The organism is Variovorax paradoxus, assembly GCF_009755665.1.
Classification (GTDB): domain Bacteria; phylum Pseudomonadota; class Gammaproteobacteria; order Burkholderiales; family Burkholderiaceae_C; genus Variovorax; species Variovorax paradoxus_G.
Genome location: NZ_CP046622.1, coordinates 1,321,341 through 1,347,186 on the forward strand (window position 1 = coordinate 1,321,341; position 25,846 = coordinate 1,347,186).

At 67.0% G+C, this 25,846-nt stretch carries 25 protein-coding genes and 1 tRNA gene; 15 read left to right on the plus strand and 11 right to left on the minus strand.

Annotation, left to right across the window (positions count from 1 at the left end):
• Positions 1–20 precede the first annotated feature (20 nt).
• From GOQ09_RS06085 to GOQ09_RS06100, 4 genes are all read left to right on the plus strand, one after another.
• Positions 21–794 carry a cytochrome c1 gene (locus GOQ09_RS06085; protein ID WP_157612576.1) on the plus strand — a complete coding sequence of 258 codons (774 nt, stop codon included), beginning with the start codon at positions 21–23 and terminating at the stop codon, positions 792–794.
• A 95-nt stretch (positions 795–889) separates the two neighbouring features.
• On the plus strand, positions 890–1,501 hold the full coding sequence (locus GOQ09_RS06090) for a glutathione S-transferase N-terminal domain-containing protein (RefSeq protein ID WP_062473683.1): 612 nt from the start codon (positions 890–892) through the stop codon (positions 1,499–1,501).
• Between the two features lie 139 nt (positions 1,502–1,640).
• A complete protein-coding gene (locus tag GOQ09_RS06095) occupies positions 1,641–2,222 on the plus strand; it encodes a ClpXP protease specificity-enhancing factor (RefSeq protein ID WP_157612578.1) in 582 nt (193 codons plus the stop codon).
• A gap of 34 nt (positions 2,223–2,256) precedes the next feature.
• A tRNA-Thr gene (locus GOQ09_RS06100) sits at positions 2,257–2,332 on the plus strand.
• 94 nt (positions 2,333–2,426) lie between these two features.
• On the opposite strand, the gene GOQ09_RS06105 is transcribed toward GOQ09_RS06100, so the two are convergent.
• The 4 genes from GOQ09_RS06105 to GOQ09_RS06120 form a co-directional block, all read right to left on the minus strand.
• Positions 2,427–2,834 (minus strand): YXWGXW repeat-containing protein, encoded by a 408-nt coding sequence (locus GOQ09_RS06105; RefSeq protein ID WP_157612580.1) that lies wholly within the window; start codon positions 2,832–2,834, stop codon positions 2,427–2,429.
• Positions 2,835–2,946: 112 nt separating this feature from the next.
• Positions 2,947–3,969: an SDR family oxidoreductase gene (locus GOQ09_RS06110; RefSeq protein WP_157612582.1), complete on the minus strand. Its 1,023-nt coding sequence runs from the start codon at positions 3,967–3,969 to the stop codon at positions 2,947–2,949.
• Positions 3,970–4,078: 109 nt separating this feature from the next.
• Positions 4,079–5,800 (minus strand): single-stranded-DNA-specific exonuclease RecJ, encoded by a 1,722-nt coding sequence (recJ, locus tag GOQ09_RS06115; RefSeq protein ID WP_157612584.1) that lies wholly within the window; start codon positions 5,798–5,800, stop codon positions 4,079–4,081.
• Entirely contained in the window at positions 5,797–6,765 is a 969-nt protein-coding gene (locus GOQ09_RS06120) for a hypothetical protein (RefSeq protein ID WP_157612586.1), read from the minus strand. Before GOQ09_RS06120 ends, recJ begins: the two co-directional genes overlap by 4 nt.
• 88 nt (positions 6,766–6,853) lie before the next feature.
• Here GOQ09_RS06120 and GOQ09_RS06125 point away from each other — a divergent pair, with 88 nt between their 5' ends.
• The 3 genes from GOQ09_RS06125 to GOQ09_RS06135 all read left to right on the plus strand — a co-directional run bounded on the left by GOQ09_RS06125 (position 6,854) and on the right by GOQ09_RS06135 (position 9,564).
• On the plus strand, positions 6,854–8,110 hold the full coding sequence (locus GOQ09_RS06125) for a lipoprotein-releasing ABC transporter permease subunit (protein WP_157612588.1): 1,257 nt from the start codon (positions 6,854–6,856) through the stop codon (positions 8,108–8,110).
• Positions 8,103–8,867: a lipoprotein-releasing ABC transporter ATP-binding protein LolD gene (gene lolD, locus GOQ09_RS06130; protein ID WP_242631018.1), complete on the plus strand. Its 765-nt coding sequence runs from the start codon at positions 8,103–8,105 to the stop codon at positions 8,865–8,867. The genes GOQ09_RS06125 and lolD overlap by 8 nt, the downstream gene beginning before the upstream one ends.
• A gap of 103 nt (positions 8,868–8,970) precedes the next feature.
• Positions 8,971–9,564: an ATP-dependent Clp protease proteolytic subunit gene (locus GOQ09_RS06135; RefSeq protein ID WP_157612590.1), complete on the plus strand. Its 594-nt coding sequence runs from the start codon at positions 8,971–8,973 to the stop codon at positions 9,562–9,564.
• 16 nt (positions 9,565–9,580) lie between these two features.
• Here the strand turns inward: GOQ09_RS06135 and GOQ09_RS06140 are convergent, their stop codons facing one another.
• Positions 9,581–9,967 (minus strand): RidA family protein, encoded by a 387-nt coding sequence (locus tag GOQ09_RS06140; protein WP_055803740.1) that lies wholly within the window; start codon positions 9,965–9,967, stop codon positions 9,581–9,583.
• Positions 9,968–10,152: 185 nt separating this feature from the next.
• Here GOQ09_RS06140 and GOQ09_RS06145 point away from each other — a divergent pair, with 185 nt between their 5' ends.
• The 8 genes from GOQ09_RS06145 (at position 10,153) to GOQ09_RS06180 (ending at position 19,437) form a co-directional block, all read left to right on the plus strand.
• Positions 10,153–11,727 (plus strand): ABC transporter substrate-binding protein, encoded by a 1,575-nt coding sequence (locus GOQ09_RS06145; protein WP_126745581.1) that lies wholly within the window; start codon positions 10,153–10,155, stop codon positions 11,725–11,727.
• Positions 11,728–11,770: 43 nt separating this feature from the next.
• A complete protein-coding gene (locus tag GOQ09_RS06150) occupies positions 11,771–12,712 on the plus strand; it encodes an ABC transporter permease (RefSeq protein ID WP_157612592.1) in 942 nt (313 codons plus the stop codon).
• Between the two features lie 8 nt (positions 12,713–12,720).
• Positions 12,721–13,560: an ABC transporter permease gene (locus GOQ09_RS06155; RefSeq protein WP_157612594.1), complete on the plus strand. Its 840-nt coding sequence runs from the start codon at positions 12,721–12,723 to the stop codon at positions 13,558–13,560.
• Positions 13,560–14,597, plus strand: coding sequence for an ABC transporter ATP-binding protein (locus GOQ09_RS06160; RefSeq protein ID WP_157612596.1), 1,038 nt, complete (start codon positions 13,560–13,562; stop codon positions 14,595–14,597). Before GOQ09_RS06155 ends, GOQ09_RS06160 begins: the two co-directional genes overlap by 1 nt.
• Positions 14,598–14,743: 146 nt before the next feature.
• Complete coding sequence (locus GOQ09_RS06165; protein ID WP_157612598.1) at positions 14,744–15,721, plus strand: ABC transporter ATP-binding protein; 978 nt, start codon at positions 14,744–14,746, stop codon at positions 15,719–15,721.
• Positions 15,718–17,037 (plus strand): amino acid deaminase, encoded by a 1,320-nt coding sequence (locus GOQ09_RS06170; protein WP_157612600.1) that lies wholly within the window; start codon positions 15,718–15,720, stop codon positions 17,035–17,037. The genes GOQ09_RS06165 and GOQ09_RS06170 overlap by 4 nt, the downstream gene beginning before the upstream one ends.
• Before the next feature lie 13 nt (positions 17,038–17,050).
• Complete coding sequence (locus tag GOQ09_RS06175) at positions 17,051–17,962, plus strand: MurR/RpiR family transcriptional regulator (protein ID WP_126745587.1); 912 nt, start codon at positions 17,051–17,053, stop codon at positions 17,960–17,962.
• Positions 17,959–19,437 (plus strand): N-acyl-D-amino-acid deacylase family protein, encoded by a 1,479-nt coding sequence (locus GOQ09_RS06180; RefSeq protein ID WP_157612602.1) that lies wholly within the window; start codon positions 17,959–17,961, stop codon positions 19,435–19,437. The genes GOQ09_RS06175 and GOQ09_RS06180 overlap by 4 nt, the downstream gene beginning before the upstream one ends.
• Before the next feature lie 291 nt (positions 19,438–19,728).
• Here the strand turns inward: GOQ09_RS06180 and GOQ09_RS06185 are convergent, their stop codons facing one another.
• From GOQ09_RS06185 to GOQ09_RS06210, 6 genes are read right to left on the minus strand one after another with little or no spacing between them, the layout of a single operon-like run.
• Positions 19,729–21,180: an aldehyde dehydrogenase gene (locus tag GOQ09_RS06185; RefSeq protein ID WP_157612604.1), complete on the minus strand. Its 1,452-nt coding sequence runs from the start codon at positions 21,178–21,180 to the stop codon at positions 19,729–19,731.
• A gap of 38 nt (positions 21,181–21,218) precedes the next feature.
• A complete protein-coding gene (locus tag GOQ09_RS06190; protein WP_157612607.1) occupies positions 21,219–21,929 on the minus strand; it encodes an ABC transporter ATP-binding protein in 711 nt (236 codons plus the stop codon).
• Entirely contained in the window at positions 21,926–22,678 is a 753-nt protein-coding gene (locus tag GOQ09_RS06195; protein ID WP_157612610.1) for an ABC transporter ATP-binding protein, read from the minus strand. Before GOQ09_RS06195 ends, GOQ09_RS06190 begins: the two co-directional genes overlap by 4 nt.
• Positions 22,671–23,606, minus strand: a complete 936-nt coding sequence (locus tag GOQ09_RS06200; protein ID WP_157612612.1) for a branched-chain amino acid ABC transporter permease — start codon at positions 23,604–23,606, stop codon at positions 22,671–22,673. Before GOQ09_RS06200 ends, GOQ09_RS06195 begins: the two co-directional genes overlap by 8 nt.
• On the minus strand, positions 23,603–24,481 hold the full coding sequence (locus GOQ09_RS06205) for a branched-chain amino acid ABC transporter permease (RefSeq protein WP_157612614.1): 879 nt from the start codon (positions 24,479–24,481) through the stop codon (positions 23,603–23,605). The genes GOQ09_RS06200 and GOQ09_RS06205 overlap by 4 nt, the downstream gene beginning before the upstream one ends.
• Positions 24,482–24,485: 4 nt before the next feature.
• Entirely contained in the window at positions 24,486–25,676 is a 1,191-nt protein-coding gene (locus tag GOQ09_RS06210) for an amino acid ABC transporter substrate-binding protein (protein ID WP_157612616.1), read from the minus strand.
• Positions 25,677–25,846 lie beyond the last annotated feature (170 nt).

Sequence of the window (25,846 nt, forward strand, 5' to 3'; positions counted from 1 at the left end):
GAGAGCTCGAGAGAAACACGATGAAGAAAAGCATTTCTGGCTGGCTCGCGGTTGTGGGTCTGGCACTGGGCCTGACCTTTTCCGCAGCCGCGTCGGCCGAATCCGGCGGTATCGCGTGGGACAAGGCGCCCAACAAGACCACCGACGTCGCCTCCCTTCAAAACGGCGCCAAGCTGTTCGTCAACTACTGCCTGAACTGCCACTCCGCGGCCTTCATGCGCTACAACCGCCTGCAGGACATCGGCATTTCCGAGCAGCAGATCAAGGACAACCTGCTGTTCTCGACCGACAAGGTCGGCGAGACCATGAAGGCCAACATCGACGCACGCCAGGCCAAGGACTGGTTCGGCACCACGCCGCCCGACCTGACCCTGGTCGCGCGCTCGCGCGCCGGCCACGGCGGCACCGGTGCCGACTACCTGTACACCTACCTGCGCACCTACTACCGCGACGACACCAAGGCCACCGGCTGGAACAACCTGGTGTTCCCGAGCGTTGCCATGCCCAACCCGCTGTGGGAGCTGCAAGGCGAGCGCCGTCCGGTCTACACCAAGGTCGAGCAGCACGGCCACGCAACCGAAGTGTTCAAGGGCTGGGAGCAAGTCACCCCCGGCACCATGACGCCGCTGCAGTTCGACAATGCCGTGGGTGACCTGGTTAACTACCTGCAATGGATGGCCGAACCGGCACAGAACACGCGCATCCGCATCGGCGTGTGGGTGCTGCTGTTCCTGGCGCTGTCGTTGGTTTTCGTGTGGCGACTGAACGCCTCGTACTGGAAAGACGTCAAGTAGTTCCGTCCACGCCGACCGGGCGCCCCGTGCGTCCGGTCCCACAGAGTGGGTTGCCAACGCGACCCACTCTTTTTGATTTTTAGGAGTCTCTCGCCATGATGGTCTTGTATTCAGGAACGACCTGCCCCTTTTCCCACCGCTGCCGGTTCGTGTTGTTCGAAAAGGGCATGGATTTCGAAATCCGCGACGTCGACCTCTACAACAAGCCCGAAGACATCAGCGTGATGAATCCGTACGGCCAGGTGCCGATCCTGGTCGAGCGCGACCTGATCCTGTACGAATCGAACATCATCAACGAGTACATCGACGAGCGCTTTCCGCATCCCCAACTGATGCCGGGCGACCCGGTCGACCGCGCTCGCGTGCGCCTGTTCCTGCTCAACTTCGAGAAGGAGCTCTTCGTGCACGTGGCCACGCTCGAGAACCGCACCGCCAAGGGCAACGAGAAGGCGCTCGAAAAGGCGCGCTCGCACATCCGCGACCGGCTCACCCAGCTCGCACCCGTGTTCCTCAAGAACAAGTACATGCTGGGCGACAACTTCTCTATGCTCGACGTGGCCATTGCGCCGCTGCTCTGGCGCCTCGACTACTACGGCATTGACCTCAGCAAGAACGCGGCGCCGCTTCTGAAGTACGCTGAGCGCATCTTCTCGCGCCCGGCCTATATCGAAGCGCTCACCCCGTCCGAAAAGGTCATGCGCAAATAACTAGGCTCTCCCCCAGGCTTCGCGCACTTCGTGTCGCTTCTCCAACCCCCTCGCCGGGGGCAACACCGGCGGCCCGGCAAAGCCGGTTCCGCGGTGTTCTGCGAAGAGTCGAAGCCAGAGATTGCACGGTAGAAAATTCATGATCAACGCGCTCGAGTCGTCCTCCACCCGCCCGTACCTCATTCGGGCGCTGTACGAATGGTGCACCGACAACGGGTTCACGCCCTATGTCGCGGTGCAGGTCGACGACACCGTCCAAGTGCCGCGCGAGTACGTGAAGAACGGCGAGATCGTGCTGAACATCAGCTTCGACGCGACCAGCTCGCTCAAGCTCGGCAACGACTTCATCGAGTTCAAGGCCCGTTTTGCCGGCAGCGCGCGTGAAATCATCGTGCCCGTGGGCCGGGTGATCGCGATCTATGCGCGCGAGAACGGGCAGGGCATGGCCTTTCCGGCTCCCGTGCCTGCGGGCAGCGGCGCCGAGGGCGGTGCTTCTGCCGGAGCGCCTTCGCCACAGGGGCCTGCGCGCATGCCGCTGCGCGATGCCTCGCGCGGCACCGAAGGCGATGCCGGCAAGATCGTGCACCTGGTTACGGGGGAAGACGCGGATGAAATGGTCGATGTCGGTGACGATTCCGGCTCCTCCACCGATCCGCACGACGAGCCGCCGCGCCCTCCGGCCGGTGGCGGCAGCCGCCCCTCGCTCAAGCGCGTGAAGTAGGCGCGTTTCGCACCGCTAAAATCCCAGGATTCGTGCCGCTTTAGCTCAGTTGGTAGAGCACCCGCCTTGTAAGCGGAAGGTCGTCAGTTCGATTCCGACAAGCGGCACCATATCGAAGATCCCGGAAAGGCATTCGCCTCGGCCGGCAAGCAAAAAAAGGGGCGATTTCTCGCCCCTTTTTTCATTTCCGGCGGCTGACAGAGATCAGCAACGACCTTTCTTGGCTTGCCCCGGTGGGCAGTGCTGGTGCCTGCCGCCGCCGTGGTCGTCGCCATGGTCGGCGTGGCGAGGCCTCTCCGCCCGGCGCCAGTTGCCTTCCTTCCACCGCCATCCGCCGTCCGCCTGAACCCAGCGGCCGGGCGCATATGCGTAGTCCGGCCGTGCAGCCTGCCAGAAGCCGGCGCGCCAGACATAGGCGCGCTGGTTCCATTGCCAGTGCCCTGGCACCCACACCTGGCGGGCCCTGGGGCCCGGCATGGGCTCATAGCGAGGCGCGGGAGGCGCCACCTGGACCAGGGGCAGGTTGATGTTGACGGAAACCTGTGCGACGGCGGGCAGGGCAGACGCGGCAAGCGCGGCGGCCACCAGAAGAGCGGAGACGGAGACTTTCATTGGAACCTTGGAACATGTGAACACGCATGCACAACGCAAGCCGGTGCACAGTGTAGTCAGCACATTCCTCAGGACGGCTTGCATCGAAACCGTGCTACGTCGTCTCGGCAGTTCAAACCGCGCCCACACTGCCCGTGATCGGCAGCACGATGCCGGTGATGTAGCTGGCGCAACTCGGCGCGGCCAGGAACACATACGCGGGGGAGAGCTCCTCGGGCTGTGCCGGCCTTTGCATGTCGGTGTTCTTGCCGAAGTCTTTTACCTTTTCAGGGGGGCTGTCCGCCGGGTTCAAGGGCGTCCACACCGGGCCGGGCGCTACCGCATTCACGCGAATGCCCTTCGGCAGCAGGTTGCTCGCCAGCGACTTGGTGAAGGCGTGGATGGCACCCTTGGTGGTCGAGTAGTCGAGCAGGTGTGCGCTTCCCTCCAGGCCGGTGACCGAGCCGGTGTTGATGATCGACGAGCCCTGGCCCAGGTGCGGTACCGCGGCGCGCGCCATCTGGAAATAGCCGAACACGTTGGTCCTGAGCGTCAGGTCGAAGCGCTCATCGGTAATGTCCTCGATCGACGCCGCATGCAGCTGGAAGGCCGCGTTGTTCACCAGGATGTCGAGCTTGCCGAAGGCTTCGATGGTCTTGTCGACCGCTTCGCGGCAGAACGCCGGATCGCAGACGTCGCCCTTGATCACGATGCAGCGCGCGCCTTCGTCCTCCACGTGCCGCCGGGTTTCGTCCGCGTCATCGTCTTCGTCGAGATGCACGATCGCCACGTCGGCGCCTTCGCGCGCATAGAGCAGCGCCACGGCGCGTCCAATGCCCGAGTCGCCGCCGGTGATCAGTGCCGTCATGCCCTCTAGCTTGCCGCTGCCCTGGTAGTCCGGCGCCTCGAAGCGGGGGCGCAGCGCCATGTCCGCTTCTTGGCCGGGCTTGCTCAGGTGCTGTGCCGGCATGGGGTTGGCCGGCTGTGGGCGAGAGCCTGCCTGTGCGGGCTGGCTGGACTTCTTGGCGGCGGGTTTCGCGCTGTCCTTTTCATCTTGCGCACGCTGGACTTCCCGATGCTTGGCTGCCGTCTCGGCTGGTCCCGCTGACTTGGATGACTTGGTGGATTTGGGAGGTGATGCAGTGGTCGATTTCATGGTGCCTGGGCTCCTCATGCAAATGACCACCGTAGAACGCTCCGGCCCGGTCCGCGTAGGAATCCGTCCCGACCGCATGCCCGCCGTGTCGCGCGAGCTGAAGGGCGCGTTAGATCTCTGCTCCTTCGACCAGGAAGCGCACGCGGCGCACCCCCTGCCACTCATCGGCATCGAGCCTGAAGGCGAGCTTCACGCGCGCGGGCAGCGGGTCGGTATGGCCGAACCAGATGCCGTCGACCGGGTGGCCCTGGTGCCGCAGCTTGAGCGCCAGGTGCTTTTCGCCCACGAGGCGTTGCGACACCACCTCCACTTCCTCGCTGAAGGTGGGCGGCGCAAAGCCCTGGCCCCAGACCTCGCGGTGCAGCGTGTCGACGAGGTCGATGCGCATGTACTCGCGTTCCAGCGGGCCGTCGGTGTCGAGGCGCCGGGTTAGCGTGGCTGCGTCGAGCCACTCGTGCGCCACCTCGGCCAGGGCGCGCTCGAACACCTCGAACTTCTCGCGCGCCACGGTGCAGCCCGCCGCCATTGCATGGCCGCCGAAGCGCAGCAGCACGCCCGGATGCCGCTTGGCCACCAGGTCGAGCGCATCCCGCAGGTGAAAGCCCGGAATCGACCGGCCCGAGCCCTTGAGCTCATGCTCCTTGCCCGGTGCGCCGCTCGCGGCAAAAACGAAGGTCGGGCGATGGAAGCGGTCTTTCAGGCGCGAGGCCACGATGCCGACCACACCCTCGTGAAATTCGGCGTCGAACACGCTGATGGCGGCCGGCGGCGCTTCGCCGCCCTTGGCATCGGGGCCGAACAGCGACTCGGCCAGCATCAGCGCCTGGTCGCGCATGCCGCCCTCGATGTCGCGCCGCTCGCGGTTGATGCCGTCGAGCATGCGCGCGAGTTCGTCGGCGCGGCCCGTGTCGTCGGTCAGCAGGCATTCGATGCCCAGCGTCATGTCGGCGAGCCGGCCGGCCGCATTGATGCGGGGGCCGAGCGCAAAGCCGAAATCGAAAGTGGTGGCCACTGCGGCGTTGCGCCCGGCGGCCTTGAACAGCGCTGCAATGCCCGCCGGCAGCGCGCCGGCGCGAATGCGCCGAAGGCCCTGTGCAACGAGGCGGCGGTTGTTGGCGTCGAGCTTCACCACGTCGGCCACCGTGCCCAGCGCCACCAGCGGAAGCAGCACGTCGAGCTTGGGCTGCGTGGCCGCCGTGAAGATGCCGCGCGTGCGCAATTCGGAGCGCAGCGCCAGCAGCACATAGAACATCACGCCCACGCCGGCAATGCTCTTGCTCTCGAAGCCGCAGCACGGCTGGTTGGGGTTCACCAGCACATCGGCAGCGGGCAATTCCGGGCCGGGCAGGTGGTGGTCGGTCACCAGCACCTGCAGGCCGCGCGCCTTGGCAGCGGCCACGCCTTCAACGCTGGCAATGCCGTTGTCCACGGTAATCAGCATGTCGGCGCCGCTGTTCGCCACGCGCTCGGCAATGGGCGGCGTGAGGCCATAGCCGTCGACCACGCGATCGGGCACCAGGTAGCTCACGTTCCTTGCGCCAAGCAGGCGCAGGCCTCGCACCGCGACGGCGCAGGCCGTGGCGCCGTCGCAGTCGTAGTCGGCCACGATGCACAGGCGCTTGTCCTGCGCCATGGCGTCGGCGAGCAGCACCGCGGCCTCGCGCGTACCGTGCAGCGTGTCGGGCGGCAGCAGGCGCGCCAGGCCGTCGTCGAGCTCGTCCTTGGCCAGCACGCCGCGCGCTGCAAAAAGGCGGGCCAGCAAGGGGTGCACGCCGGCCTGCTCCAGCGCCCAGACGGTGCGGGGCGGAATTTCCCTGGCGATGATTTTCATAGGCCCTCGAGCACGTTGGCGGCGCGCGGCCGGTCGAACAGGCTCTTGGCCCAACCCACCAGGCCGCGCTGCTGCAATGCATAGCGCTGCGCCGCACGGTCGCCGCACAGCGTGAGCGCGATGTCGGCGCCGGCGGTGTAGTCGGCCAGCAGGCTGGCGATGGCACCCGCATCCAGTGCTTGCCAGGCCTGTGCCCAGCCGGGCCCGTCGTCGCGCAATGCGGCCACGCGCAGCGCGTCGCTCACGGTGGGCGCGGGCGCGGCGGGCGAAAGCGTGTCCGCCTGCAGCGCGCCAGTGCCGCTGAGCCAGAAAGAGTTGATCGGCGGCACGCCGCGGGCGGCGCGGTCGTCGTTCACGCGCTGGGTGTAGAGCAGCATCTGCATTTCATTCTGGAGGCGGCGCAGCGGCCGTGCGGCTTCGGCCAGCGGCGACCACTGCGAAATCGGGTGGCCCACCGCACGGTCGATCGATGCCGTTGCCAGGCCGTCGAAGATTCGCGCGCGCGCCAGCCAGCGGCCGGGGGTGGAAGAGGGGTGCAGCGCAATGCCGTCTTCCTCGAAGAAAGGATGTGCGGCAGCCAGCAGCGCGGCCGACTCGGTGGCGTCGATCTCGATGGCGGCCGGGTCGCCCAGCACCACGTCGTCGATGCCCACCTGCCAGTTGCACAGCGACACCACACCCCAGCCTTCGCGGTCGCCGGGCTCGGCAACGCCGATTTGCCTGGCTTCGAGCGCGGCCCAGGGAATGCAGCCGTCGGCTGCGGAAATGCCCAGCGCCGCGGCCAGCGCCCGTTCATGGGGCGGTGAGCGCGTGCTTTCGTCTTGCGTATCGGTCTCCACCAGCGAGAGCCGGAAGAGCAGGGACTCGAGGTTGGGCAGCCAAAGCGATGGCAGGGCCGCGCGGCATGCAGGGGAACCGCGGCCGGCAAAGGGAATCAACAGATGACGTGGGAGAGGTTCGGCCATTCCCCTATTGTCCGGGAATGCCACAATCCCGGGGATGCAACGCCCCGAAGCGCCCTTGGCGCCGGAAGCGCGTCAAACAACTGAAAATATGCGACTTCCTTATGAACTGCAGCTCGGCTGGCGCTACACGCGCGCAGGCCGGGCGACACGGCGCAACGGCTTCATCTCTTTCATCTCGGGCGTGTCGATGCTCGGCATCGCGTTGGGGGTGGCGGCGCTGATCATCGTGCTCAGCGTGATGAACGGCTTCCAGAAGGAAGTGCGCGACCGCATGCTCGGCGTGGTGTCGCACATCGAAATCCTTTCGCGCGACGGCCAGGCCCTGCCCGACATCGACGCCATCATGGCTGCCGCGCGCAAGAACCTCGAGGTGGTCGGCGCGGCTCCCTTCATTGCCACGCAGGCGCTCATCGCGCGCGGCGAGGACATGAAGGGCACGCTGGTGCGCGGCATCGTGCCCAAGCTCGAACCCGAGGTCACCGACATTGCCACCACCGCGCAAAAGGGCACGCTCGACAAGCTGGTGCCGGGTGAATTCGGCATCGTGCTCGGCGGCGAGCTGGCGCGGTCGCTCTTCGTGCAGCCCGGCGACCAGGTCACGCTGGTGGCACCCGGCGGTCAGGTCACGCCGGCGGGCGTGGTGCCGCGGCTCAAGCAGTTCACCGTGGTGGGCACCTTCGATTCGGGCCACTACGAATACGACTCGGCGCTGGCCATGATTCACGCGGAAGATGCCCAGCGCGTGTTCCGGCTCGACGGGCCCACCGGCATACGCATCAAGCTCAAGGACCTGAACGAGGCACGCGACGTGGCCGACCAGATGGCTGTGACGCTGCCGGGGCAGTTTCTCATTCGCGACTGGACGCGCCAGAACAAGACATGGTTTGCGGCCGTGCAGGTCGAGAAGCGCATGATGTTCATCATCCTCACGCTCATCGTGGCGGTGGCGGCCTTCAACCTGGTTTCCACGCTGGTAATGACCGTGACCGACAAGCGGGCGGACATTGCCATCTTGCGCACGCTGGGCAGCTCGCCGCGCAGCATCATGGGCATCTTCGTGGTGCAGGGCGCCATGGTCGGCGTGATCGGCACCGTGGCCGGGCTGCTGCTGGGGCTGGGCATTGCCTACAACATCGACGTGATCGTGCCCGCGCTCGAGCAGCTTTTTCATGCGAGCTTCCTGCCCAAGGACATCTACCTGATCAGCAAGATGCCGAGCGATCCGCAGCGCAGCGACATCATGCCGATTGCAATCATTTCCCTTGTCCTGGCCTTCCTGGCCACGCTGTATCCGAGCTGGCGCGCGAGCCGCGTCAACCCCGCCGAGGCCCTGCGCTATGAGTGAACGGACCCCCACGCTCGGCACTGACGTGTCCTCTCTGCCCCCTGAGGCGGCCGCCAATGGCTTGGGGCGGCCCGGCGCCAATGATGGCGTCGTCCTGAAGGCCCGCGGCCTCACCAAGCGCTTTCACGAGGGGCGCATCGACCTCACCGTGCTGCACGGCGTCGACCTGGACGTGCGCGCCGGCGAAACGCTGGCCATCGTCGGCGCCTCGGGCTCCGGCAAGAGCACGCTGCTGCACCTGATGGGCGGGCTCGACGCGCCCACCTCCGGAAAGGTCGAGCTGCTCGGCAAGGACATCGCGCACGCCGATGCGGCCGAGCAGGGGCGCCTGCGCAACCAGCACCTGGGTTTCGTCTACCAGTTTCACCACCTGCTGCCCGAATTCAGCGCGCTCGACAACGTGGCGATGCCGCTGAAAATCCGTCGCACCGAGCCCGCGCAAGCGGCAGCCGCCGCCACCCGGATTCTCGAAAGCGTGGGCCTTGGCGGCCGACTGCATCACCGGCCGGCCGAGCTTTCCGGCGGCGAGCGCCAGCGCGTGGCCATTGCGCGCGCACTGGTCACGCAGCCGGCGTGCGTGCTGGCCGACGAGCCCACGGGCAACCTCGACCGCAACACCGCCGACACCGTGTTTGCGCTGATGATCGAACTCGCGCACAAGCACCGCACGGCCTTCGTGATGGTCACGCACGACCAGGAGCTTGCAAAGCGCTGTGACCGCGTGCTGCAGCTGGTGGCAGGGCGGCTGGCCGGCTGACCGGCCGGGTTTTTCGGTGCCGCTTGCCACGGCCCATGCAATGTCGCGAAACTGTTCGCCTGTCCGGCAAGATGCCGTTCAACTACAGGAGTGCTTCTTCATCATGGAAACCGACGACGACACCACGCCCGCTGCCACTGCAGAGCCGCGCAACTCCTATCTGGAAGAAAAAGCCTTCAAGTCGCGCACGCTGCTGATCTTCGGCAGCATCACCGATTCGGTGGCCGCCGACGTGACGCGCAGGCTCATTGCGCTGGACGCCGACAGCACCGACAAACCCATCGACATTCTGGTGAGCTCGCCCGGCGGCCACCTGGAATCGGGCGATGCGATTCACGACATCGTGCGTTTCATTTCCGCGCCGGTGAACATGATCGGCACCGGCTGGGTTGGCAGCGCGGCCACGCACCTGTACCTGGCCGCGCCGAAGGAACGGCGCGTGTGCCTGCCCAACACGCGCTTCCTGATCCACCAGCCCAGCGGCGGCGCGGGCGGGCAGGCGACCGACATCGCCATCCAGGCGCAAGAGATCATCAAGGCCCGACACCGCATCGCGCACGAGATTGCGCGCGAAACCGGCAAGCCGATCGACGTGGTGCTGGCCGACATCGAGCGCGACCGCTGGCTCTCGGCCGAAGAAGCGGTTGCCTACGGCCTGGTCTCGCGCATCATCCAGCGCAAGACCGAGCTGCTGTAGCGCTGACTGGCGCCGCTTACTTGGGCTTGTAGGCCACCACGTCGATCTCGACCTTGGCGTCGACCATCAGGCGCGCCTCGGTGGTCGAGCGCGCCGGCTTGTTTTCACCGAAATAGCTCATGTAGATGCGGTTGAAGGCACCAAAGTCGCGCGCGTCCTGCAGCCACACGGTGCTCTTGCACACGTCGTCGAGCGTGGCGCCGGCCAGTGCGAGCACCTTCTTCAGGTTTTCCATCACCTGGCGCGTCTGCGCCTCGATGCCGCCCACCACGATTTCGCCCTCGGCATTGGCGGGCACCTGGCCCGACACATAGATGAAATCGCCCGCGCGCACGGCCGGGGAGAAGGGGCGGGCCTGGCGGTCCGAGGCGACGGGCGGGGCGCCGAGGTATTCGAGCGGCATGGGAAAACTCCTGAAGTGAGAAAGAAGAAAAGAGGATCGCGAGTATCGATCCAATCTGAAAATTAGTTTCAGAAAACCCTTCGAACGAGGGTTAACACGGATGATTTGGCATGGATACTGCTTCAAAGTCCGGGCCGAAAAGAAAATTTCTTTCAAACCCTGCTCGCCCCATGAAGGAGTTCCCCATGCCTCACGCCGGTCTTGTCCAGCGCCTGCCGCACCTGTCCAAGCGCAGCCTGCTGGGCGCTTCCCTGCTTGCGCTGCTGTGCGCCGCGCTGCCCCAACAGCAGGCGCAGGCCCAGGGGCCGCGCAACTTTGCCACGCTGGCCATGGTGGCCGAGCCGCAGACGCTCGACCCGATGGCGTCGACTGCCGATTTGGTCGGAACCATCATGCAGCACGTGTACGAAACGCTCTACACCTTCGACGCCAAGTGGAACGTCGTGCCGATGCTGGCCGAGAGCAGCCCCAAGATCTCTGCCGACGGCAAGACCTACGCCATTACCCTGCGCAAGGGCGTGATGCTGCACAACGGCCGCGAACTCACGGCCGACGACGTGGTGGCCAGCCTGCAGCGCTGGATGGACCAGTCGCCGCGCGGCAAGGCCGTGGGCAAGGAAATCGAGAGCCTCAAGGCCAAGGGCCCGCTGGGCGTGGAGATCGTGCTGAAGGCGCCGTATGCGCCGCTGCTGTCGCAGCTCGCGCTGCCGAGCGGCATGGCCGCCATCATGGCCAAGGATTCCATCGCCTCGCCGCTGAAGGAGTTCGTTGGCACCGGCCCCTACAAGTTCAAGGAGCGCCGGCCCGACCAGTTCGTGCTGCTCACGCGCTTCGACAAATACACCGCGCGCAAGGAGCCCGCGAACGGCTACGGCGGCAAGCGCGAAGCGGCGATTGAAGAACTGCGCTTCGTCCCGGTGCCCAACGCCAGCACGCGCGTCGAAGGCGCCCTGGCCGGCCAGTACGACTTTGCCGACCTGCTGCCTGTCGAGGCGCTGCCCCGGCTGGAGAAGGCGGGCGGAAAGACCGTGCCGATCATGACGCCGTCTTTCGGCTTTCCGTACCTGGTGCTCAACACCAAGGAAGGCGTTGCCTCCAACCAGGCCATCCGCCAGGCCATTCAAACGGCGCTCGGCGAGGGCGAGATGCTCGCGGCCGGCTTCGGCGACACGCGCTTCTTCGTGGCCGAGGGCAACCACTTTCCGAAGGGCTCGCCGTTCTATTCGGCGGCCGGCGCCACGCTGTACAACGAACGCAACGCGCCCAAGGCCAAGGAGGCCGCGGCCAAGGCCGGCTACAAGGGCGAGCCGATCCGCGTGCTCACCAGCCGCCAGTACGACTTTCACTACAACATGTCGCTCTTGATGGCCGAGCAGCTCAAGCGCGCCGGGTTCAAGGTCGACCTCAACGTGGTCGACTGGGCCACGCTGGTGCAGCGCCGCAACGACCCCAAGCTCTGGGACATCTACGTTACCCATTCGGGCCAGTTCCCCGAGCCGATGCTCTCGCCTCCGCAGCTCGGCGACGGTGCACCCGGCTGGTGGGACACGCCCGCCAAGAAGGCGGCGCTGCAGGCCTTCAACGTCGAAAGCGACCCTGCCAAGCGCGGCGCGCTGTGGGGCAAGGTGCAGCAGGTGGTGTACGAAGAGGTGCCGTACATCAATGTCGGCAAGTTCAACGGCCTCTCGGCCAAGAGCCCGGCACTGGACAACTACCAGCCCGCGACCTGGCCGTTCTTCTGGAACGCCCGGATCAAGTAATGGGGCCGTCCGCTTTCGCATTGCCCTGCCCGGGGTGCATTCGATGATCCGCTACATCGCTTCCCGCGCCGCCGGCATGCTGGTCGTGCTTGCCATCGTGGCGGTGCTCGTCTTCGTGCTCACGCGCGCGGCATCGGGCGACCCGGTCTCGGTGCTGCTGGGCGACCAGGCCACGGCCGCCGACATTGCGCGCGTGCAGAAGGAATACGGCCTGGACAAGCCGCTGCCCGTGCAGTTCGGCTACTGGCTGCGCGAGGTGCTGCAGGGCAACCTCGGCACTTCGATTTTTCTGCAGCGGCCGGTCACGCAGGCGCTGTGGGAGCGTGCCGAGCCAACCACGCTGCTCGCGCTCCTGGCCGTAGCCATTGCTGCGCTGATCGGCGTGCCCTGCGGCATCGTGTCCGCGGTGTTCCGCGGGCGCGTGGTCGACCAGCTCTTCACCGGCATCGCCATGCTCGGCGCCAGCATTCCGAGCTTCTGGCTCGGCATTGTGCTGATCCAGATCTTTGCGGTGTCGTTCGGCTGGTTTCCGGTGTCGGGCTATGGCGCGCCCGATGCGCCGTTTGCCGAGCGGCTGCACGCACTGGTATTGCCGGCCACGGTGCTCGGCCTCTTGAACTCGGCGCTCATCATCCGCTTCACGCGCGCTTCGATGCTCGACGTGCTCGGCGAAGACTATGTGCGCACCGCGCGCTCCAAGGGCCTGAGCGAGAGCGTGGTCGTGCTCAAGCATGCGCTGCGCAATGCGCTGGTGCCCATCGTCACGGTGATCGGCCTTACGGTCGCGCTGATGATCGGCGGCGCCGTGATTACCGAAACGGTGTTTGGCCTGCCGGGCGTCGGCAACCTGGTGGTAAGCGCGGTGCTGCGGCGCGACTACCCGGTGATCCAGGGCGCTCTGCTCGTGATTGCGGCGATCTACGTGCTGATCAATTTCTCCATCGACCTGCTCTATGCGGTGGTCGATCCGCGCGTGAAGGTTTGAGAGAAAAAATGCAAATGCCCCGAATGCTCCGCCAGCTGATGCACCGCCGTATCGTGATGGTCTCCGCGCTGGTGCTGCTGGTCATCGCGGTCATGGCCGTCGGCGCGCCGCTGTTTGCCTCCATCGATCCCAACGACACGGCCGTGCTGCAACGCCTGAAGGGGCCGAGTGCGGAGCACCTGCTGGGCACCGACGAGCTCGGCCGCGACATGTATTCGCGCATCGTGCACGGTGCGCGCTACTCGCTGGCCATAGCGGCGCTCACCGCGCTTGGCGCCGTCGTCGCCGGCACGGTGCTGGGCCTCATGGCCGGTTTCTTTCGACGGCTCGACGCACCGCTGATGCGCGTGGTGGACGCGATGATGTCGTTCCCTGACATCCTTCTGGCCATCGCGCTCGTCGCCATCCTCGGCCCTTCGCTCATCAACACCGTGCTGGCGCTGGTGCTGGTGTACACACCGCGCGTGGCACGGGTGGTGCGGGCCTCGACGCTGGTCGTGCGTGAGCTGCTGTTCGTCGAAGCGGTGCGCGCGCTGGGCGTGCGCACCTCGCGCATCCTGTGGCGGCACATCTTGCCCAACCTGATGTCGCCGATCCTTGTGCAGGTGTCGTTCATCTTTGCGTATGCCATCTTGGCCGAGGCGGGGCTCTCCTTTCTAGGGGTGGGCGTGCCGCCCGAAATTCCCACCTGGGGCACCATGGTTGCGGGCAGCCAGCAGTACGCGCACCAGGCCTTCTGGGTGGTGCTGTTTCCGGGGCTCGCCATCATCTTCACCGCGCTCTCGCTGCAGCTGCTGGGTGACGGCGTGCGCGACCTGCTCGACCCCAAGCTCAAGAAGACGCTGTGATGACGACCCCCACGAACACACCGCGTCTCCGGGTCAGCAACCTGAGCACCAGCTTTCCCACCGAAGACGGCCTCATCCGCTCGGTGGCCGACGTGAGCTTTTCGATCCAGCCCGGCAAGACGACGGCGCTGGTGGGCGAATCGGGCTCGGGCAAGTCGGTCACCAGCCTCACGCTGATGCGCCTTCTGCCAAAAACCGCGAATGCGCAGGTCAGCGGCTCGGCCTCTTTCGTCACGCGCGAAGGCAAGTCGCTCGACCTGCTGCAGATCGGCGAGCGCGAAATGCGCAGCCTGCGCGGCAACCAGCTGTCGATGATCTTCCAGGAGCCGATGACCAGCCTGAACCCGGTCTTCACCATTGGCGAGCAGATTGCGGAGAGCGTGCGGCTGCACAAGGGGCTCGACCGCAAGGCCGCGCTCGCGCATGCGTTGCGCATGCTGGAGCTGGTGGAAATTCCCGCGGCGGCGCAGCGCATTCACGAATACCCGCACCAGCTGTCGGGCGGCATGCGCCAGCGCGTGATGATTGCGCTGGCCATGGCCTGCGACCCGACGCTGCTGATTGCCGACGAGCCCACCACCGCGCTCGACGTGACCATCCAGGCGCAGATCCTCGAGCTCATGCGCCGGCTGCAGGCCGAGACGGGCATGAGCATTCTCTTCATCACTCACAACCTCGGCGTGGTCGCGCACCATGCGGACGACGTGGTGGTGCTCTATGCAGGCCGCGTGGTCGAGAGCGCGCCGGTGCGGCCGCTGTTCGCGCAACCCGAGCATCCGTATACGCAGGGCCTCCTGGCCTGCTTGCCGGGCAAGGCGCGCCTGCCGGGGCAGCCCAAGCCCAAGCGGCTGTTCGCCATTCGCGGCCAGGTGTCGAGTCCGCTCGCGCCGCCGCCCGGCTGTGCCTTCGAGCCGCGCTGCGACCATGCGCTGGCGGGGTGCAAGGAGGCGATGCCGCCGCTCATCGATATCCGACAGGACCGCCAGGCGCGCTGCATTCGCGTGCAGCCGGATGCGCAACTTGCGAGGGTTGCATGAGGCGCCCGCTGCCGCCCCTGTCTTGCTCCCTCCCCTTCCGGGGGGGGTCGGGGTGGGGGCACGCGGCCGTTGCATTGCTGTGGCGGTCTCCACCGCACGGAGCCCCCACCCCAGCCCTCCCCGGAAGGGGAGGGAGAAAGTCCACAATGACCACCGCCGCCCCCCTCATCGAAGTCCGCAGCCTCAAAAAATACTTCGGCAGCAGCGACCGCCCGGTGCGCGCGGTCGACGACGTGTCGTTCGCCATCCGCCCCGGCGAAACGCTGGGCCTTGTCGGCGAATCGGGTTCGGGCAAGAGCACCATCGGCCGCACCGTGCTGCGGCTGGTCGAGCGCACCGATGGCCAGGTGCTCTACCGCGGCGACGACATCGGTGCACTCTCCGGCGAGCGCATGCGCAAGCTGCGCAGCAAGCTGCAGATCATTTTTCAGGATCCGTATGCAAGCCTGAATCCGAAGATGCGAATCAGCGCCATCCTCGGAGAGGCGCTGTCCACGCATGGTTTGCACAAGGGCGCCGCCGCGCGCGACAGGCGCATTGCCGAGCTGCTCGAAACCGTGGGCCTGCGCGCCGAGCATGCAAGCCGCTTTCCGCACGAGTTCTCGGGCGGGCAGCGCCAGCGCATCGGCGTGGCGCGCGCGCTTGCGGTGGAGCCCGAGTTCATCGTGGCCGACGAGCCGCTGTCGGCGCTCGACGTCTCGATCCAGTCGCAGGTCATCAACCTCCTGGCCGACCTGCGCGAGCGTCTCGGGCTCACCATGCTTTTCATCTCGCACGACCTCGACGTGGTCGAATACCTGTGCGACCGGGTGGTGGTGCTATACCTGGGCAAGGTGATGGAGGTGGCCACTACAGACGAGCTGTTCGCGCGGCCCTCGCATCCCTACACCCAGGCATTGCTGGCCGCGAGCCCGAAGCCAGATCCGACCCTGGCCACCGAGCGCATCGCACTCAAGGGCGACATTCCCAGCCCCATCTCGCCGCCATCGGGCTGCGTGTTCCGCACCCGCTGCCCGCACGCCATCGAGGCTTGCGCGCAGACCGTGCCGCCGCTCGATGAAATATCTCCTGGACACTACAGCGCCTGCATCCGAAAAGAGCTGCTCTCCAACATTGCCGCATGACCATGACCGACATCACCGCCGCCGCCGACAACAACGATTTCAACGACCCGCTCCTGGGCAGCAACTTCAAGGGCTACCCGCGTACCCAGCCGCCGCGCCGCCGCAGCGAGGTTGGCGCCGCGGGCTGGAACGTGCTCGCCGGCGACCTGCCGCTGCCGCTGGCCGTGCTCAAGCGCGAGGCGCTCGAGCACAACCTGGCCTGGATGCAGTCGCGCGTGCGCGAGTGGGGCATCGACCTGGCGCCGCACGGCAAGACCACCATGTCGCCGCAGCTCTTTCAGCGCCAGCTCGATGCCGGCGCCTGGGGCCTGACCTTTGCCACGGTAACGCAGCTTGCCGTGGGCGTTGCGGCCGGCGCGCGCCGCACGCTCATCGCCAACCAGGTGGTCAGCGACGAAGACCTGGCCGGCATCCAGCTGCTGCTGCACGCGCACGCAGACCTGCGCGTGGTGTTCCTGGTCGATTCGCTGGCGCAGCTTGCGCTGATCGAAGACTGGTCGAAGCGTCACCCCGAGAGCGTGCCTTTCGACGTGATGCTGGAGATCGGCGTCGAAGGCGCGCGCACCGGTTGCCGCACGCATGAGGAAGCCGTGGCGCTTGCCACGCGGCTGAGCGCGAGCGACGCGGTCAAGCTCGTGGGCATCGAAACCTACGAAGGGCAGGGCGCCACCGGCGCCAGCGAACCCGACGCGGCGTACGCCACCACGCTGATGGACCGCGTGGAAGCCATTGCGCGCCATTGCGACGCGCAGCAGCTGTTCGAAACCAACGAAGTGCTGGTTTCCGCCGGCGGCTCGGCCATCTTCGACCTGGTGGCCGGCCGGTTGAAGCCCGCGCTGGGTTCGCCTGTGCGCGGCCTGCTGCGTTCTGGCTGCTATGTCACGCACGACCACGGCTTTTACAAGCGCATGGTGAGCGCGGTCGACGAGCGGCTGGGCTGCGATTGCGGCGAGAGCCTGCGCCCCGCCATGGAGGTGTGGGCCACGGTGCAGTCGCGGCCCGAACCAGGCCTGGCGATTCTTGCAGTGGGCAAGCGCGACATTTCCTTCGATCTCTCGATGCCGGTGCCGATCGCACGCGCGCCCCGCGGCATGCTCGAGGCGCAGGCCGTGCCCGCCGGATGGAAGATCACCGCGCTGAACGACCAGCATGCCTACCTGCGCTGGGACGCGTCGGAAGAGGCGCAGGCACCCGTGGTGGGAGACCGCGTCGGCCTGGGCATTTCGCACCCCTGCACCACCTTCGACAAATGGCACTGGATGCCGGTGGTCGAAGAGAACTACCGCGTGAGCGACGCCGTCGCCATGCACTTCTGAGCCACGCCAGCCGATGACCCCCTCATTGCTTCAGAAGATCGGCGAGATCCGCAGCAGCGCGCCTGCCACGCGCCGCGCGATTCTCGACCTGATCCTCGAAGACCCCGACCGCGCGCTCGAGGAGAGCTTCGAGCAGCTGGCCGAGCGCTCGGGCAGCTCGGTGCCCACCATCATGCGCACTTGCCGCGACCTGGGCTTTGCCGGGCTGCGCGAGTTCAAGCTCGCACTTGCACAAGAGCTTGCGCTGGGCGGCTCGCCGCTGCACCGGCGCGTGAACATCGAGGACGCGGCCGACGAAGTCGTCAGCAAGATCGCGCGCAGCGCGGCGGCTTCGGTCTCGGGCGTGCGTGGGCAGCTCGATATGCAGGTGCTCGAGGGAGCGGTAGCTGCCATTGCGGCCGCGCCGCATGTCGACTTGTACGGCGCGGGCGCCACCTCGTGGTTCATGGCCAATGACCTGCAGGCGCGACTCTTCAGGCTCGGCCTTTCGGCCAATGCCTGGGCCGACTACCACCTGCAGCAGGTGGCGGGTGCGGCGCAGCGGCCGGGCGGCGTGGTCATCGCCATTTCGCACGTGGGCGGCATGCCTTCGCTGCTCGACGCGGTGGACATCGCGCGCGGGCAGGGCGCCAAGGTGGTTGCGCTCACGCGCCCAGACACCGCGCTGGCGGCCAAGGCCGACTTTCTGCTGGGCCTTTCGGTGCCCGACGACGCGGTGATGCACGTGGGCATCGATGCCTACCTGACGCACCTCACGGCCATCGAGATTCTCACGGTGCTGGTGGCGCAGCGGCGCGGCGAGCCCGCGGTACAGCGCCTGCAGCGTGCGCGCGAAGCCTTTCAGCGCCACGGCATTGACGCGGCCACGCACCCGCTGCAAAGCTGGGACGGCGGCGGCATCAACACCGGAGGCCGCGCATCGTGAGTGGAGAAGCCAAAGCCATATTGCTCGAAGCCGGCCTCGTGGTCGACGGCTCGGGCGGGCCTTCATGGACGGGTGACGTGCTGCTGCAGGGCGACCGAATCGTTGCGCTCGGCGAAGGCCTGCGTGAGCGGCTGCCAGAAGGCCTTACGCTGGCCGACATCGAGATCGTCGACTGCCGAAAGAAGGTGATAGCCCCCGGCTTCATCGACGCGCACACGCACGACGACGCCATCGTGCTGCGCGACCCGCTCTGCCTGCCCAAGGTGTCGCAGGGCATCACCACGGTGGTGACAGGCAACTGCGGCATTTCGCTTGCGCCATACCGTACCGCGCAATCCAAGCCGCCGCTCACGCTGTTGGGCGCGGAGTCGTTCAAGCACGCCACCATGGCCGAGTACCGCGCGGCTGTCGATGCGACTCAGCCCGCCCTCAACGTCGCTGCGCTGGTGGGCCACACCACCTTGCGCTTCGCGGCAATGGAAGCGCTCGACCGCCCCGCGAGCGGCGACGAACTGGCGCGCATGGCGGCGCTGCTCGACAGCAGCATGGCGGAGGGCGCGCATGGCATGTCGTCGGGTCTGTTCTACGAAGAAGCGTTTGCCGCTCCCGCCGAGGAAGTGACGGCGCTCGCACGCGTCGTGGCAAGGCATGGCGGCGTCTACGCGACGCATCTGCGCAGCGAAATGCAGCAGATCATCGAGGCGCTGCATGAAGCGGGCGACACGGCCTTCAGCGCCGGCGTGCCGCTCGTCATTTCGCACCACAAGTGCGCCGGCCCCGCCAACTGGGGCCGCACGAAGGAAACGCTGCCGCTGATCGAGGCGCTCGCGGAGCGGCAGAAAATTTCGATGGACGTGTACCCCTACGTGGCCGGCTCCACCGTGCTGCGCGAAGACCTGGTCGACGGCGTCATCGACGTGCTGCTGACCTGGTCCGACCCGCATCCCGAGATGACCGGCCGCCTGATCTCCGACATTGCGCGTGAGTGGGGCACCACCGAACAGGAGGCGTGCCTCCGCCTGAAGCCCGGCGGTGCCTGCTACTTCCAGATGCAGGAAGAGGACGTGGAGCGTGTCATTGCGCATCCGCTCACCATGATCGGCAGCGACGGCCTGCCGCACGATCGCCATCCGCATCCCCGTCTGTGGGGCGCGTTCCCGCGCGTGTTCGCGCGCTACTGGCGCCAGCGCCGGCTGTTCACGCTGGAGCAGGCCGTGCACAAGATGACGGGCATGACCGCGCGGAACCTCCGCATCGCCGACCGCGGGTTGCTGCGCGTGGGTGCGATGGCCGACGTGGTGGTGTTCGACCCGGAGACCATTGCCGACACTGCCACCTACGACAAGCCGCACGGCGTGAGCCTGGGGGTGGAGCGGGTGTTCGTGAATGGGGTGCTCGCGTATCGCGGCGGTGGCGCCGAGGCGAAGGTGCTGGCTCGGGCGGGGCGGATGCTTAGCCGGGGGCTGAGGGCGTAATTCATCCGAGGCGCGTGCAAAGGCCACCGGGTACTCCCCTCCGCGAATGTCCCCCGGGGCTGCGCCCCTCCTCCTTTATTTCGCTGCGCGGAGCACCCGATGCCCTGTGCACTTGGGCATGCTGCTGGTGCAACGCCGATCAACGACCGCCGCTCATAACGCTCCCGCTGATGGGGTGCCTTGCGCAGCGAAATAAAGGAGGAGGCCGCAGGCCGGGGGACATTCGCGGAGTAAGGTACCCCGTCGGCGGGTGCGCCGCCCTGAACAGCGGCGCCACGAGAACAACCGAAGTCAGAACGGATAGTGCCGCGGCGTAGTCTGCACAGTCATCCAGCGCAATTCGGTAAAAGCTTCGACACCCGCCCTGCCGCCGAACCGCCCATAGCCTGACGACTTCACGCCGCCAAAGGGCATCTGCGCCTCGTCGTGCACCGTCGGTCCATTGACATGGCAGATGCCGGCTTCGATACGGCGCGCCACGTTCCAGGCCCGCGCCACATCGCGGCCGAACACGGCGGACGAGAGGCCGAACTCGTTGTCGTTTGCCACCGCCACCGCTTCTTCCACGCCATTGACGCGCACGACCGCCTTCACCGGTCCGAAGGATTCCTCGCGGTAGATTCCCATTGCCGGCGTTACGTGGTCGAGCACCGTTGCCGGCATCAGGGTGCTGTCGGCCTTGCCGCCGCAGACCAGCCTGGCGCCCTTGGCGAGCGCATCGTCGATCAGTGCGTTGCATCGCGTCACCGTGCTCATGTCGACCACCGAGCCGAGCACCACCGGGCCTTCGCGCGGATCGCCGAGCGGCAGGCTCTGCGCCCTTGCCGCGAACTTGGCGACAAATTCGTCGCCAATGGCGTCGTCCACCACGATCCGTTCGGTGGACATGCAGATCTGCCCGGAGTTGGCGAAGGCGCCGAAGATCGCGCCGTTCACCGCCGCGTCGATGTCGGCATCGTCCAGAACCAGCAGCGGGGCCTTGCCGCCGAGTTCGAGCACGGCGGGCTTCAGGTATTTGGCGCAGGTCTGCGCGATAAGCCGGCCCACGCGAGTCGAGCCGGTGAAGTTGACACGGCGCACCGCAGGGTGCGCCACCATGGCCTCGACCACGGCGCCTGCATCGGCGGGCGCATTGGTCACGAAGTTCACCACTCCTTTCGGAAGGCCCGCTTCGCTCAGCGCCTCGATGATGAGCGCATGCGTTTCGGGGCACAGCTCGGAACCCTTCAGCACCACCGTGTTGCCGCAGGCGAGCGGCGTTGCGACGGCCCGCGTGGCGAGGATTACCGGCGCGTTCCACGGCGCGATGCCCAGCACCACGCCGGCCGCCTGCCGTACGCCCATGGCCAGGCTGCCGGGCACATCGGAAGGAATCACCTCGCCGCTGATTTGCGTGGAGAGCGAAGCCGCCTCGGTGAGCAGGCCAGCCGCGAGGTGGACGTTGAAGCCCGCCCACTGGGCCGAAGCGCCGGTTTCGCGCGCCATGGCCTGGACGAATGCATCGGTGCGCGCCTCCAGCGCGTGCGCCGCCTTCAGCAGCAGGCTGCGGCGCTCGCCGGGGCCGGTCTGCGACCAGGTTGCGAAGGCGCGCTGCGCCGCGTCGACAGCCGCCACCGCATCGGCCGGCGTGCAAGAGGGCGCACGCGTGGCCACGCCGCCGTCCAGCGGGTTGCGGCGCTCGAAGGTCGCGCCGCCCGACGCGGAGCGGTGCTCGCCGTCGATGAACATGAAAACGTCGATCATGGAAGTGTCCTTGGGAGAAAGAAGAGGGTGGAGGTGTCTCAGGCCGCGCCCAGGTAGGCCTGCCGCACCACGTCGGAGTCGAGCAGCGCGCGCGCCTCGCCCGCGGCAACCACGCGTCCGCGCTCCAGCACATAGCCGCGATCGGCGGCCTGCAGCGCCTTGCGCACGTTCTGTTCGACCATCAGCACCGTGACGCCCTGCGAGGCGATGCGGCGCACGATAAAAAGGAGCTCGTCGACCATGCGCGGCGCAAGGCCGAGCGAGGGCTCGTCGAGCATCAGGAGGCGGGGACCGCTCATCATCGCGCGAGCGACGGCCACCATCTGCTGCTCGCCGCCGCTCATGGTGCCGGCCAGCTGCGCGGCGCGTTCTTTCAGGCGCGGAAAATCGTCGAAGGCGCGCGCGAGGCGCTCGGCGCGCAGCCGGGCGGGAACGAGCCAGCCGCCGAGTTCGAGGTTCTCGGCAACGGTCATCTGCGGAAAGAGCTGGCGGCCCTCCGCAACCAGCGCAAGGCCCCGGCGCACGCATGCCGTGGCATCGCCCGATGGCAGCGCCGCGTCGTCGAGCACGGCATCGCCCGTGCGCGGCAGCAGTCCGGCGAGCGCCTTCAGCAGCGTGGTCTTGCCCGCGCCGTTGGGGCCGAGCACGACGGTGATGCCGGGCAGCACGTCGAGGTTCATGTCCTGGATCACCTGGAAGCCGTGATAGCCCGCGCACAAGCCGCGCACGGTGAGTTGCGCGGTGCTCAAGCCATGGCCTCCATCTCGTCGCCCAGGTAGGCCTCGACCACCTCGGCGTTGCGCACCACCTCGGCCGGCGTGCCGTCGGCAATCTTGCGGCCCTGGTGCAGCACCAGCACGCGCTCGACGTACTTCAGCAGCGTGGTTACTGCGTGCTCGATCCACACCACCGCAAGGCCATGGTCGTCGCGCAGCCTGCGGATGCGCCTTGCCATTGCGTCGACCTCCGCTTCGGTGAGGCCGGCCGCCACTTCGTCGAGCAGCAGCACGCGCGGCCGGGTGCCCAGGGCCATGCCGATCTCGAGCAGCCGCTGCTGCGAAGGCGTCACGTCGGCCGCGATGTTCTGCGCGAGGCGGCCCAGGCCCAGCATATCCAGGATTTCGCCCGTGCTGCCCAGCCCGGCAATGGGCGTTCGATGCCGCCCCGCGAACTGCATGCCGAAGCGCACGTTGTCCTCGAGCGTCATGCCGCCCATCACGCGCGGCGTCTGGAAGGTGCGCGCAATGCCGTGCGCGGCATACAGGTGGGGGCCCCGCCGCGTGAGGTCGACACCGCCCTCGACCAGCAGCTGCCCCGAGGTCGGCATGACCACGCCCGAGATCGCGTTGAAGAAGGTCGTCTTGCCCGCGCCGTTCGGGCCGATGATGCCGACCAGCTCGCCCGCATGCAGCGTGGCGCTCACGGCATCGACCGCGGTGAGCCCGCCGAAGCGCACCGTGAGCTCGCGGGCTTCGAGAAGAGGCGTGCGGTCAGTCATTTCCGTGCCCCCGCAATGCCACTACCTTGCGTTGCCAAAGCGACGCGAGGCCATTGGGCAGGTACATCACGCATAGGATCAGCAAGAGCCCGAGCACCATCATGTAGCCGTAGGGCAACTGCAGCCGCAGCGTCTCCGACAGCAGGCTGAAGACGATGGCCGCGGTCACCGGCCCGCCGATGCTGGCGGCGCCGCCGATCATCGCGATGAGCACGGTCTGGAAGCCGATGAAGGGACTGAACACGGCGGGCGGGTCGATGTAGGTCCAGCGTACCGCCATTGCAGCGCCAACGGCTCCCGCGAAGGCGGCGGTGAGCGCGAAGCCCGCGATCTTCATGCGCCGGGTGTCCACGCCCAGGGTCTGCGCGCGCTGCTCGTCGGCACCGATGCCTGCCAGCGCAAGCCCGAAGCGGCTGCGTTTCACGAGCAGCGCTGTCGCGATTGCGGCTGCCGCGATCGCCAGCACCGTCAGGTACACCGTCTCGTTGGACGGCACCACGGTGAGCACGCGGCCCACCGTGCCCGACACCTGCTTCTCGACAAAGGTGACGGCGTGGCGGATCAGCTCCGTCATGCCGAAGGTCAGCACAGCGAAGTAGGTGCCGCGCAGGTGCAGCACGGCCGCGCCCATCAGTACTGCCACCGCGCTTGCAATGGCCGCGCCGCTGAGGATGACCAGGGGCCATGGCAGCACCTCGAGCAGCGTGGCGCTCGCATACGCACCAAGCCCGAAGAACGCCGAGGTTGCAAGCGACAGATACCGCGTCGCGCCGCAGAACAGCGACCAGCTGGTGGCGAGCGCGATGTACATCAGGCAGCCGAGTGCCACTGAGGCAACGAATTCGGACGCGACCCATGGCACCGCGGCAGCCAGCACAATGCCGGCTGCCAGCACCCACCAGGATCTGTTTTGAAAGAAGGAAGTCATTTGCGGGAGAACAGTCCGTTGGGCCGCCAGATCAGCACGCCGATGAACACGGCATACGACAGCAGCATCTTGAGCGAGGGGCTTGTGTAGTGCATGCCCAGTGCTTCGACCACGCCCAGCAACAGGCCGCCGACCAGGCTGCCCGCGACGCTGCCGAAGCCGCCAAGGGTGATGACGATCAACGCCGTCACGGTGTAGGGCTCGCCCATCGAGGGAGAGATCTCGTAGGTCATCGACAGCAGCGCGCCGGCCACGCCGGAGAGCCCCAGGCCGATGCCGAACATCAGCGGGTGCAGCCGCTTGGTGTTGATGCCCACGAGCTGTGCGCCGGTGGGCGACTGCATCAGCGCGCGCACCGCCTTGCCCAGCAGCGTGAGCTTGAGCAACGCGATGAGTGCAATGCTCAACGCCAGCGCCACGCCGAAGAGCACCAGCTTGTTGGCCGTGAAGCGCATCTCGCCCAGCTGCACCGGCTCGGCCAGGTAGTCGTAGCCGCGCAGGTCGCCGCCCCAGACGAGCAGGGCCGTGTTCTGCACGAAGAACATCAGGCCGAAACCCACCATCAGGCTGCGCGCCTCGAACACATCGACATTCGGCGCGCGCGCCGCCACCTGGCGGAAGCACAGCCAGTGCACCGCCATGCCCAGCACCATCAGCAGCGCGAAGGCGACCGGCATGAACACCAGCGGCGAGATGCCCAGCGCCGTGTGCGCCCACCAGGTGAGAAAGGCGCCGAGCATCAGGAACTCGCCGTGCGAGATGTTCATGATGCGCATCAGCCCGTACTGCAGGTTCAGCCCGATGGCCACCAGCGCGTAGATGCCACCCGAAATCAATCCGCCGGCAAGGAGCTCGGCCCATCCAGAGAACGACACGCTGTTATTTCCAGGCCGGCTTGGGCATCAGTTGCGCGGTGGCCCGGTCCTTGGGCCACACCACCTCGAAGTCGCCGCCTTGCCACTGCGCCACCGTGCCGGGAATCGACGCGTTCTCGCTCCCCTCGAAGCGGATCGGCCCCAGGATGGTCTTGAACTCGTTCTTCGCGATCTGGTCGCGCAGCGCCTTGCGGTCCAGGCCCGCTTTCTCGACCGCCTGCTGCAGGATCTGCAGGCCTGCCCATGCATGGCCGCTGGCCCAGCGGTCGGGCTCCTTGCCGAATTTCTTCGTGTGCGCATCGAAGTACGCCTTGGCCTCGGCGCTGGTCTTGCCGTTCCACGAGCCCATGCCGATCACGCCCTCGGTATTGGCTGCCATCACATTCTTGTAGAGCTGGAAGGCCGTGCCCACCGAGGCGTAGAAGTACTTCGGGTTGAAACCCACCTCGCGCGCCTGGCGGCTTGCCAGGATGGTGTCCGGCGGATAGGTGATGCCGATGAAGGCGTCGGGGTTCAGGTCCTTCATCGTGCGCAGCACGGGCGCCAGGTCTTTCACGCCCAGGGGGTAGCTCTTGCGGTCGAGCACCTGAATCTGGGTTTTCTTCAGCGCATTGTTCAGCGCGGCAAAGTTCTCCAGGCCGAACAGGTCGTCCATGTAGACGATGGTGATGGTCTTCACGTTCTGGGCCACCAGCATGTCGACCAGCGCGCCCATCATCTTGTCCGGCTGCTGCAGCAGCGAGAAGAAGAACGGCAGGCGCATGTCGATGAGCTTGCGCGAAAGCGCGGTAGGCGCCAGCAGCGGGTAGCCGAAGCGGTTGGCCAGCGGTGCCACGGCAAAGTTGGCGCCCGAACCCCAGGGCGGCAGCACCAGGTCGACCTTGTCGCTGCCCATCAGCTTCTCGAAGGTTCGCACGCAGGTCTCGGTCTCGCTGCGGTCGTCGTAGCCGATCAGTTCGATGGGGCGCCTGGCACCCTTTACCGACAGTCCGCCCGCGGCGTTGACCTGCTCGGCCCACAGCAGGTAGTTGGGTTCCTGGCTGACCTGTGCGCCGGCCGCCCATGGGCCGGTGCGTGCGATGGCGTAGCCGATGCGGACGGGGCCGCTTTGCGCAAGCAGGCGCGGTGCGACGGCGGCGGTGCCCAGGGCGGTGGCGGCGCCCTGGATCCAGCGGCGGCGGGTGGCGTGAAGCATGACAAGTCTCCTCCGGGCATCGGTATGCGCCCGCTGCCGGGATCGTAGAAACAGCGGCCTTGCGGTGCTGTTCCGGCCGCGCAGAAAAGGCTTGACGCAGCGTGCACGGCGCTAGTGGTTAACCCGTGGGTCCGTGCGCCGGCAAGGCGGCTCACAATGAAAGGCACCCC

Bases quoted from the DNA above. Each gene is read 5' to 3' on its own strand.
- GOQ09_RS06085 (WP_157612576.1), top strand. From the start codon at position 21: ATGAAGAAAAGCATTTCTGGCTGGCTCGCGGTTGTGGGTCTGGCACTG.
- GOQ09_RS06090 (WP_062473683.1), top strand. From the start codon at position 890: ATGATGGTCTTGTATTCAGGAACGACCTGCCCCTTTTCCCACCGCTGC.
- GOQ09_RS06095 (WP_157612578.1), top strand. From the start codon at position 1,641: ATGATCAACGCGCTCGAGTCGTCCTCCACCCGCCCGTACCTCATTCGG.
- GOQ09_RS06105 (WP_157612580.1), bottom strand. From the start codon at position 2,834: ATGAAAGTCTCCGTCTCCGCTCTTCTGGTGGCCGCCGCGCTTGCCGCG.
- GOQ09_RS06110 (WP_157612582.1), bottom strand. From the start codon at position 3,969: ATGAAATCGACCACTGCATCACCTCCCAAATCCACCAAGTCATCCAAG.
- recJ (WP_157612584.1), bottom strand. From the start codon at position 5,800: ATGAAAATCATCGCCAGGGAAATTCCGCCCCGCACCGTCTGGGCGCTG.
- GOQ09_RS06120 (WP_157612586.1), bottom strand. From the start codon at position 6,765: ATGGCCGAACCTCTCCCACGTCATCTGTTGATTCCCTTTGCCGGCCGC.
- GOQ09_RS06125 (WP_157612588.1), top strand. From the start codon at position 6,854: ATGCGACTTCCTTATGAACTGCAGCTCGGCTGGCGCTACACGCGCGCA.
- lolD (WP_242631018.1), top strand. From the start codon at position 8,103: ATGAGTGAACGGACCCCCACGCTCGGCACTGACGTGTCCTCTCTGCCC.
- GOQ09_RS06135 (WP_157612590.1), top strand. From the start codon at position 8,971: ATGGAAACCGACGACGACACCACGCCCGCTGCCACTGCAGAGCCGCGC.
- GOQ09_RS06140 (WP_055803740.1), bottom strand. From the start codon at position 9,967: ATGCCGCTCGAATACCTCGGCGCCCCGCCCGTCGCCTCGGACCGCCAG.
- GOQ09_RS06145 (WP_126745581.1), top strand. From the start codon at position 10,153: ATGCCTCACGCCGGTCTTGTCCAGCGCCTGCCGCACCTGTCCAAGCGC.
- GOQ09_RS06150 (WP_157612592.1), top strand. From the start codon at position 11,771: ATGATCCGCTACATCGCTTCCCGCGCCGCCGGCATGCTGGTCGTGCTT.
- GOQ09_RS06155 (WP_157612594.1), top strand. From the start codon at position 12,721: ATGCAAATGCCCCGAATGCTCCGCCAGCTGATGCACCGCCGTATCGTG.
- GOQ09_RS06160 (WP_157612596.1), top strand. From the start codon at position 13,560: ATGACGACCCCCACGAACACACCGCGTCTCCGGGTCAGCAACCTGAGC.
- GOQ09_RS06165 (WP_157612598.1), top strand. From the start codon at position 14,744: ATGACCACCGCCGCCCCCCTCATCGAAGTCCGCAGCCTCAAAAAATAC.
- GOQ09_RS06170 (WP_157612600.1), top strand. From the start codon at position 15,718: ATGACCATGACCGACATCACCGCCGCCGCCGACAACAACGATTTCAAC.
- GOQ09_RS06175 (WP_126745587.1), top strand. From the start codon at position 17,051: ATGACCCCCTCATTGCTTCAGAAGATCGGCGAGATCCGCAGCAGCGCG.
- GOQ09_RS06185 (WP_157612604.1), bottom strand. From the start codon at position 21,180: ATGATCGACGTTTTCATGTTCATCGACGGCGAGCACCGCTCCGCGTCG.
- GOQ09_RS06195 (WP_157612610.1), bottom strand. From the start codon at position 22,678: ATGACTGACCGCACGCCTCTTCTCGAAGCCCGCGAGCTCACGGTGCGC.
- GOQ09_RS06200 (WP_157612612.1), bottom strand. From the start codon at position 23,606: ATGACTTCCTTCTTTCAAAACAGATCCTGGTGGGTGCTGGCAGCCGGC.
- GOQ09_RS06210 (WP_157612616.1), bottom strand. From the start codon at position 25,676: ATGCTTCACGCCACCCGCCGCCGCTGGATCCAGGGCGCCGCCACCGCC.